Genomic DNA, 8,236 nt, shown 5'->3' on the forward strand with positions numbered 1-8,236 from the left:
CTCCCCAGTGTCCGGCGGGCCGGGCCCGGCCGTGCGTGTCAGCGGTCGTCGGCGGTGCCCAGCTCGTGGCCGAGCGAGCGGGCGAGGGTGTGCACCAGGTCCCGCGCCGCGTCCGGGATCACCGTGCCGGGCGGGAAGACGGCCGCCGCGCCCGCGTCGTGCAGGGCCCGCACGTCCTGCGGGGGGATCACCCCGCCCACCACGATCATGATGTCCTCCCGGCCCTCCGCCGCCAGTTCCTCGCGCAGCGCGGGCACCAGGGTCAGGTGCCCCGCCGCCAGCGAGGAGACGCCGACGATGTGCACATCCGCCTCGACCGCCTGCCGGGCCACCTCGGCCGGGGTCTGGAACAGCGGGCCGACGTCCACGTCGAAGCCCAGGTCGGCGAAGGCGGTCGCGATCACCTTCTGGCCGCGGTCGTGCCCGTCCTGGCCCATCTTGGCCACCAGGATGCGCGGCCTGCGGCCCTCGGCCTCCTCGAACGCGTCCACCAGCGCGCGGGTGCGGTCCACCGACGGCGACTCCCCTGCCTCGTTGCGGTACACACCGGAGATCGTACGGATCTGGCCCGAGTGCCGGCCGTACACCTTCTCCAGGGCGTCCGAGATCTCCCCGACGGTCGCCTTGGCCCGGGCCGCGTCCACGGCCAGCGCCAGCAGGTTGCCGTCCAGCGAACCACCGCCCGAGGGGCCCGCCTCGGCGGAGGCCGTGAGCGCCCGCAGGGCCGCCTGCGTCGCCGCCTCGTCCCGCTCCGCCCGCAGCCGGCGCAGCTTCTCCACCTGCTGGGCGCGCACCTGCGAGTTCTCGACCTTCAGGACCTCGATCTGCTCGTCCGAGTCCACCCGGTACTTGTTGACGCCGATCACCGGCTGCCGGCCCGAGTCGATCCGCGCCTGGGTGCGGGCCGCCGCCTCCTCCACCCGCAGCTTGGGGATGCCCGCGTCGATGGCCTGCGCCATGCCGCCCGCCGCCTCGACCTCCTCGATGTGCTGCCAGGCCCGCCGCGCCAGGTCGTGGGTGAGCCGCTCCACGTACGCGCTGCCGCCCCACGGGTCGATGACCCGGCCGGTGCCCGACTCCTGCTGGAGCAGGAGCTGCGTGTTGCGGGCGATGCGCGCCGAGAAGTCCGTCGGCAGGGCCAGCGCCTCGTCGAGGGCGTTGGTGTGCAGGGACTGGGTGTGGCCCTGGGTCGCCGCCATCGCCTCCACACAGGTGCGGGTGACGTTGTTGAACACGTCCTGCGCCGTCAGGGACCAGCCCGAGGTCTGCGAATGGGTGCGCAGGGAGAGGGACTTGGCGTTCTTCGGCTCGAAGCCCTTCACCAGCTTCGCCCACAGCAGCCGCGCCGCCCGCAGCTTGGCGACCTCCATGAAGAAGTTCATGCCGATCGCCCAGAAGAACGACAGCCGGGGCGCGAACGCGTCCACGTCCAGCCCCGCCCCGATTCCGGCGCGCAGATACTCCATGCCGTCCGCCAGCGTGTACGCCAGCTCCAGATCGGCCGTCGCCCCGGCCTCCTGGATGTGGTAGCCCGAGATGGAGATGGAGTTGTAGCGCGGCATCTTCTGCGAGGTGTACGCGAAGATGTCCGAGATCATCCGCATCGACGGGCCGGGCGGATAGATGTACGTGTTGCGGACCATGAACTCCTTGAGGATGTCGTTCTGGATGGTCCCCGCCAGCTTCTCCGGCGGCACGCCCTGCTCCTCGGCGGCGACGATGTACAGCGCCAGCACCGGCAGCACCGCGCCGTTCATCGTCATCGACACGCTCATACGGTCCAGCGGGATGCCGTCGAACAGCTGCCGCATGTCGTAGATCGAGTCGATCGCCACACCCGCCATGCCGACGTCACCGGTCACCCGGGGGTGGTCGCTGTCGTAGCCCCGGTGCGTCGGCAGGTCGAAGGCGACCGAGAGGCCCTTCTGGCCGGCCGCCAGATTGCGCCGGTAGAAGGCGTTCGACTCCTCGGCGGTGGAGAAGCCCGCGTACTGCCGGATCGTCCACGGCTGGTTGACGTACATCGTCGGGTACGGGCCGCGCAGATACGGCGCCACCCCCGGGTACGTGGCCAGGAAGTCCACGCCCGCCAGGTCGCGTTCGGTGTAGAGCGGCTTCACCGGGATGCCCTCGGGCGTCTCCCACACCAGCGCGGAGACGTCCTTGCCGGTGGCCGCCTCGACCGCCGCGCGCCACTCCTCCTCGGTCGCCGGGCCGGCCGTGGCGGGCCCCAGCTCGATCCCCGTGAAGTCAGGGATGCCCATCACGCCACTCCGATCCGGTCGAGGACGGAACCCAGCACGGCGACCGCGTCGCCGCCCGCGACGACGAACTCGTCGACTCCGGCCTTCTCCAACGTCTCCCGCAGTTCACCCGGCCGCCCGGCGAGGAACACCCGCAGCGCGCCCGCCGCCTTCAGTGCCTCGGCCACCGCCGCCGCCTGCTCCTCGTAGAGCGCGTCGCTGGAGCAGAGGCACGCCACCCGCGCGCCGCTCGCCGCGAAGGCGGCCGCCGCGCTCCCGGCGTCCACCGTCACCGGGTCGTGCACCGGCTGGACGCCGCCCGCCTGGAACAGGTTGGCCGCGAAGGTGGCCCGCGCGGTGTGCGCGGAGGCCGGGCCCAGCGCCGCCAGGAACACCCTGGGCCGCTCGCCCGTCGCCGCCAGATGCGCGTCGGAGCGGGCCCGCAGCGCCTCGAAGCGCTCGTCCCGCCGGACCACCGGCAGCCCGCCGCCCGGGCGCACCGGTGCGGGGTCGCGCTCCACCGGCGCCTCGGACAGCAGCGGGAACTCGCTGACCCCGGTCACCGGCTCACGCCGGGTCGCCAGCCGGCGGGAGCGCTTCTCCCACGCCTCGCCGATCCGCTCGGCGATCAGGCCCTCGCGCAGCGCGGCGGCCAGACCGCCGGCCCGCTCGATCTCCTGGAACCACGCCCAGCCTGCCCGCGCCAGCTCCTCGGTCAGCCGCTCCACGTACCAGGAGCCGCCCGCCGGGTCGACGACCCGGCCCAGATGCGACTCCTCCAGCAGGATGGTCGAGGTGTTGCGGGCGATCCGGCGCGCGAAGGCGTCCGGCAGGCCCAGCTCGTGGTCGAACGGCAGCACCGTGACCGCGTCCGCGCCGCCCACCCCGGCCGCCAGCGAGGCCACCGTGGTGCGCAGCATGTTCACCCAGGGGTCGCGGCGCGTCATCATCACCGGCGAGGTCACCGCGTGCTGGCGCTGCGCCGCCGCCGGGCCGCTCACCCCGGACACCTCGGCGATCCGCGCCCACAGCCGGCGCGCGGCGCGCAGCTTCGCGATCGTGAGGAACTGGTCGGCGCTCGCCGCGTACCGGAACTCCAGCTGGCCGCAGGCCGCCTCGGCGGTCAGCCCCGCCTCCGTCAGCTCCCGCAGCCAGGCCACCCCGGTCGCCAGCGAGCAGCCCAGCTCCTGGGCCGGGGTCGCCCCGGCCTCGTGGTGGACCAGGGCGTCGACGGTGACGGCCCGCAGCCCCGGGTAGCCCTCCGCGCAGCGGCCGGCGAGGTCCGCCGCCGCGGCCAGGTGCTCCGCCAGGCCGTCGTGGTCGCCGGTCCGGGCGGCCAGACCGAAGGGGTCCGCGCCCAGGTTCCCCAGGGCCGCGCCGGGCTCGACGCCCCGCTTCGCGTACAGGGCGAGCAGCTCCTCGGCGGCCGCCCGGAACTCGGTGCCCGCGTCCAGGACGACGGGCGCCAGGTCCAGCAGCACACCGTCCAGCGCCGTGCCGAGGCCGTCGACCGGCACCCCGGCCGCGCCCACGGTCAGCCAGAGGGAGGTGACGCCGTTCTCCAGGTCGGCGAGGACCGCCTCGTTGGTCCGCACGGGATCGGGCCGGTCGTGGCGCTGCCGTACGTCCCAGCCGGAGAGCGCGCCGCCCTCGGCGCGCCCACCGCGGGTGTACGGGGCGAACCCGGGGAAACCGGCGGAGGCCGGGCCGTCACCGGCCGTGTACAGGGGACGGGTCGTGATCCCGTCCTCCAGAGCCGTGGACAGCGCGTCCTCGGCGGCCGAACCCTGTGCGTCCTTGCCGGACTTGCGGAGCACGCCTTCCACGAGGCGCTGCCACTGCTCGTGCGTCGCATCCGGGAATTCGGCGGCCAGTGGGAACCCGTCATCGGGGAGGACCGTCATGCTCAGATGCTAGGACAGCGGCACCGAAGAGCGGAGAGGACAGGGCTGTGACCTTGCCCTCTCCGGACCGCACTTGATCGACCGCGCTCCGTGCACTATTTGCCTTCTGTCAAGACATGCCCACGCCATCCAGGGGTAGCCGGGGTGCACGGCGCGTACGGGACCCACCGCGCACCGCACCGACGGATGACGGAAGAAGGTGGAGGAGATGGGGATCGGCGGATGCATCATCCTGATCGCCGCGGGAGCCATTCTCACGTTCGGCACGGACTGGAAGGTCGAGGGCGCCAACCTCGACGTGGTCGGCATCATCCTGATGGCCGTCGGCCTGATCGGCGTGGCGACCTTCACGAGCATCGCCAAGCGGCGCCGTGTGGTCGTGCCGGGCCAGGCCCCGGTGGTGGAGGAGCGGCCCGACCGCCCGTACCGGTGACCCCTGACGGGGGCGGGCCGGGGCCGGCGGGCGGTCCGCGTTTGAGCCGCCCCGCGCCGGGCACCCGGCCAGGGGCTCACGGACCCGCTCGGCAGCCCTGCCCCGCCGCCCGGACGCACGGCGGCCCCCGGCCCGCCGCCGCGCCCGTCGCGTGAGACCCCCGCACACGTCCTGCGACACGGAGACACGGAACCGGGAGCGCACCGATGCGAGTATCAGCGGCCGACCACGAACACCTGGCACAGCTCGGACAGCAGCTGCGCGTCGACGCGGTACGCGCCGCCGACGCGGCCGGCTCCGGACACCCGACCTCGTCCATGTCGGCCGCCGACCTCGGCGCCGTGCTCCTCGCCCGCCACCTGCGGTACGACTTCGACCGGCCCGGGCACCCCGGCAACGACCGGCTGGTGCTCTCCAAGGGCCACGCCTCCCCGCTGCTGTACGCCATGTACAAGGCCGCCGGCGCGATCGACGACGCGGAACTGCTCACCTTCCGCAAACGCGACAGCCGTCTGGAGGGCCACCCCACGCCCCGGCTGCCCTGGGTCGACACGGCCACCGGCTCCCTCGGGCAGGGACTGCCCGTGGGCGTCGGCATGGCCCTCGCCGGCAAACGCCTCGACCAGGTCCCGTACCGGGTCTGGGTGCTCTCCGGCGACAGCGAGATGGCGGAGGGCTCGGTGTGGGAGGCCGTGGAGCAGGCCGCGTACGAGCATCTGGACAACCTGACCCTGATCGTGGACGTCAACCGGCTCGGCCAGCGCGGCCCCACCCGCTTCGGCCGGGACCTGGACGCCTACGCCCGCCGGCTGGAGGCCTTCGGCTGGCACACCCTGCGCATCGACGGCCACGACATCGCCGCGGTGGACGCCGCGCTGAGCGACGCCGCCGCCACCGCGGGCCGCCCCACCGCGATCCTCGCCGGCACCGAGAAGGGCCACGGGGTGGCCGCCGTCGCGGACCAGGAGGGCAAGCACGGCAAGCCGCTGCCCGACGCGGCGGCCGCGATCGCGGAACTCGGCGGCGCCCGTGAGCTGACCGTCGACGTCGCCCCGCCGCCCGAGGTGCGCGTACGCCGGCCCGAGCCCCCGCCGGGCGGGCCGGAGCTGCCCGTCTTCGAGAAGGGCGAGGAGGTCGCCACCCGCGACGCCTACGGGCGGGCCCTCGCCGCCCTCGGTACCGCCCGCACCGATGTCGTCGCCCTGGACGCCGAGGTCGGGGACTCCACCCGCACCGAATACTTCGAGAAGGAGCACCCCGAGCGGTACTTCGAGTTCTCCATCGCGGAACAGCAGCTCGTCGCGGGCGCGGTCGGCATGGCCGCGCGCGGCTGGACCCCGTTCGCCTGCTCCTTCGCCGCCTTCCTGACCCGCGCCCACGACTTCGTCCGGATGGCCGCCGTCAGCTGCGCCTCGATCCGGCTCGTCGGCTCCCACGCCGGCGTCTCGATCGGCGAGGACGGGCCGTCCCAGATGGGCCTGGAGGACCTGGCGATGTTCCGCGCGATCCCCGGCAGCACCGTGCTCTACCCGTGCGACGCCCCGCAGACGGCCCGGCTGGTCGCCGCCATGGCCGACCTCCCCGGCATCAGCTATCTGCGCACCACGCGCTCCGGCACCCCGGTCCTCTATGGACCGGGGGAGGAGTTCCCGGTCGGCGGGTCCAAGGTGCTGCGCTCCGGCGACCGGGACCGCGCGACCCTGGTCGCGGCCGGTATCACCGTCCACGAGGCGCTGGGGGCGGCGCGGATCCTCGACCGGGAGGGCATCGCGGTGCGCGTCGTCGACGCGTACTCCGTCAAGCCGGTCGACACCGCCACCCTCCAGGAGGCCGCCGACGACACGGGCTGCCTGGTCACGGTGGAGGACCACCGGCTGGAGGGCGGCCTCGGTGACGCGGTGGCCGAGGCGTTCGCCGACGGGCGGCCGGTGCCGCGGCTGGTGCGGCTGGGTGTCCGCGGGGTGCCGTCGTCCGCGACCGGGCCGGAGCAGCTCCACGCCGCCGGGATCGACGCGGAGTCGATCGCGGCGGCGGTGCGGCTGCTGGTCGCCGAGGCGATGGTGGCGCCGTGAGCGAGGAGCCGCGTGACGGCGGCGAACCGCGCGTCGGCGGTGAACCGGGCGTCGGCGGTGAACCGGGCGTCGGCGGTGAACCGGGCGTCGGTGGCGACGGGGCCCCCGTCGGCGACGGCGGAGTCCCGGCCGGGGCGAGTCCGGCGGGGCCGGGCCCGGACGGGAAGAGACAGCTGCACTACGGGCGGGACGAGACGGAGGACGAGCGGGCGGACCGGCGGTGGGCCGACCTGCTCCAGGAACTGAGGGTCGCCCAGACCGGTGTCCAGATCCTCTTCGGCTTCCTGCTCACCGTGGCCTTTCAGCCACGGTTCGACGACCTCTCCGGAACCGACCAGGCCATCTACACCGTCACCATCATGTTGGGCGCCGCCGCGACCGGTGTGCTCATAGGACCGGTCGCCATCCATCGGATGGTGACCGGCAGACGGATCAAACCGGTCGCCGTCGACTGGGCCTCCCGCCTTACGGTCCTGGGGCTGGTGCTGCTGCTGTGCACGATGGTCTCCGCGCTGCTGCTGATCCTCCGGGTGGTCATCGGCGACGGTGACGCCGTATGGATGGTCGCGGGCATGTTCGCCTGGTTCGCCCTGTTGTGGATCGTTCTTCCCCTCTGGCTGCGGGCCAGGGAGCGCCGCGGCCCGTGACGCGGTTTCAGCCGTTCACCCGATTGCGATGTTTGGGGCGGCTGCCCGCGCGCCGCACGGCGGCGGTAGGGTGCGCGCACCGCCAGCAGTGGTGGCGTGTCTTCGTGGAGGAACCCAAGTGAGAAACAGCAACGGAACGCTCCGGCGTTCGGCGGCCCTTGTCGCGGCCGCCGCAGCCGGTGTGCTCGGCGTCGGCCTGGCGGCCGGCCCGGCCATGGCGCACAACCCCAACTGGTCGGTCACCTGCGACACGGTCGACATCAACCTGACCCACTACGGCAAGAACACCGTGAACACGGTGGCCGTGACGGTGGACGGCAAGGACCTGCTCCCGACCAAGGAGTTCGAGGACAACTTCGCGACGAAGCTGGACCTCCCGGACGTCGACAAGGAGCGCGAGGTCCGCATCGTCATCAAGGCGCAGGACGGCGAGCAGTACAACCGGGACGAGACCAAGACGGCTCCGCCGTGCGTGAAGCCGACCGAGCCGACGCCGAGCCCGAGCGAGTCGACCACGACGCCGGCCCCGACGCCGACCGAGTCGAGCCCCGCGCCGAGCGAGAAGCCCAGCGAGACGCCCAGCGAGAAGCCGAGCGAGACCCCGAGCTCCGAGGCCCCGGCGCCCACGCCGACCCCGAGCGAGACCTCCCCGGGCCTCGCCGAGACCGGTTCCTCCAGCTCCACCCCGCTGATCGCGGGCGCGGCCGCGGTGGTTCTCGCCGCCGGCGGCGGCATCATGTGGGCCGCGCGCAAGCGCCGCGGCACGCAGAACTGACGCGCCTGCGCGCGTCTCGCGCGTAGAGCCGCGGAGCGGCCGGCACCTTCGGGCACCGGCCGCTCCGCCGTTTCCGGGGGCGGGGCCGCCCCCGGGGCCGGGCAGGCCCGCCGCCGGGTGCCATCTGCTGCTCGACAAGCCGGTGGCCACCACCGCCGAGGC

Annotated in this window: 6 protein-coding genes; 4 read left to right on the forward strand and 2 right to left on the reverse strand. The window is 73.8% G+C overall.

Annotated features, from left to right (window positions below; all coding sequences use genetic code 11):
* Positions 1-38: 38 nt before the first annotated feature.
* Positions 39-2,264 carry a methylmalonyl-CoA mutase gene (gene scpA, locus ABZ457_RS28595; RefSeq protein ID WP_359163255.1) on the reverse strand — a complete coding sequence of 742 codons (2,226 nt, stop codon included), beginning with the start codon at positions 2,262-2,264 and terminating at the stop codon, positions 39-41.
* Entirely contained in the window at positions 2,264-4,147 is a 1,884-nt protein-coding gene (gene mutA, locus ABZ457_RS28600) for a methylmalonyl-CoA mutase small subunit (protein WP_359163258.1), read from the reverse strand. Before mutA ends, scpA begins: the two co-directional genes overlap by 1 nt.
* 208 nt (positions 4,148-4,355) lie before the next feature.
* Between mutA and ABZ457_RS28605 the strand changes: the two genes are divergently transcribed.
* The 4 genes from ABZ457_RS28605 to ABZ457_RS28620 all read left to right on the forward strand — a co-directional run bounded on the left by ABZ457_RS28605 (position 4,356) and on the right by ABZ457_RS28620 (position 8,074).
* Positions 4,356-4,580: a hypothetical protein gene (locus tag ABZ457_RS28605; protein WP_026277981.1), complete on the forward strand. Its 225-nt coding sequence runs from the start codon at positions 4,356-4,358 to the stop codon at positions 4,578-4,580.
* A 206-nt stretch (positions 4,581-4,786) separates the two neighbouring features.
* Positions 4,787-6,652: a transketolase gene (locus ABZ457_RS28610; protein ID WP_359163261.1), complete on the forward strand. Its 1,866-nt coding sequence runs from the start codon at positions 4,787-4,789 to the stop codon at positions 6,650-6,652.
* A 173-nt stretch (positions 6,653-6,825) separates the two neighbouring features.
* Complete coding sequence (locus ABZ457_RS28615; RefSeq protein WP_359163270.1) at positions 6,826-7,299, forward strand: DUF6328 family protein; 474 nt, start codon at positions 6,826-6,828, stop codon at positions 7,297-7,299.
* 118 nt (positions 7,300-7,417) lie between these two features.
* Positions 7,418-8,074, forward strand: a complete 657-nt coding sequence (locus ABZ457_RS28620) for an LAETG motif-containing sortase-dependent surface protein (RefSeq protein WP_359163264.1) — start codon at positions 7,418-7,420, stop codon at positions 8,072-8,074.
* The last annotated feature ends 162 nt before the right edge of the window (positions 8,075-8,236 follow it).

The sequence above is a fragment of the Streptomyces sp. NPDC005805 genome, assembly GCF_040630445.1.
Classification (GTDB): Bacteria; Actinomycetota; Actinomycetes; order Streptomycetales; family Streptomycetaceae; genus Streptomyces.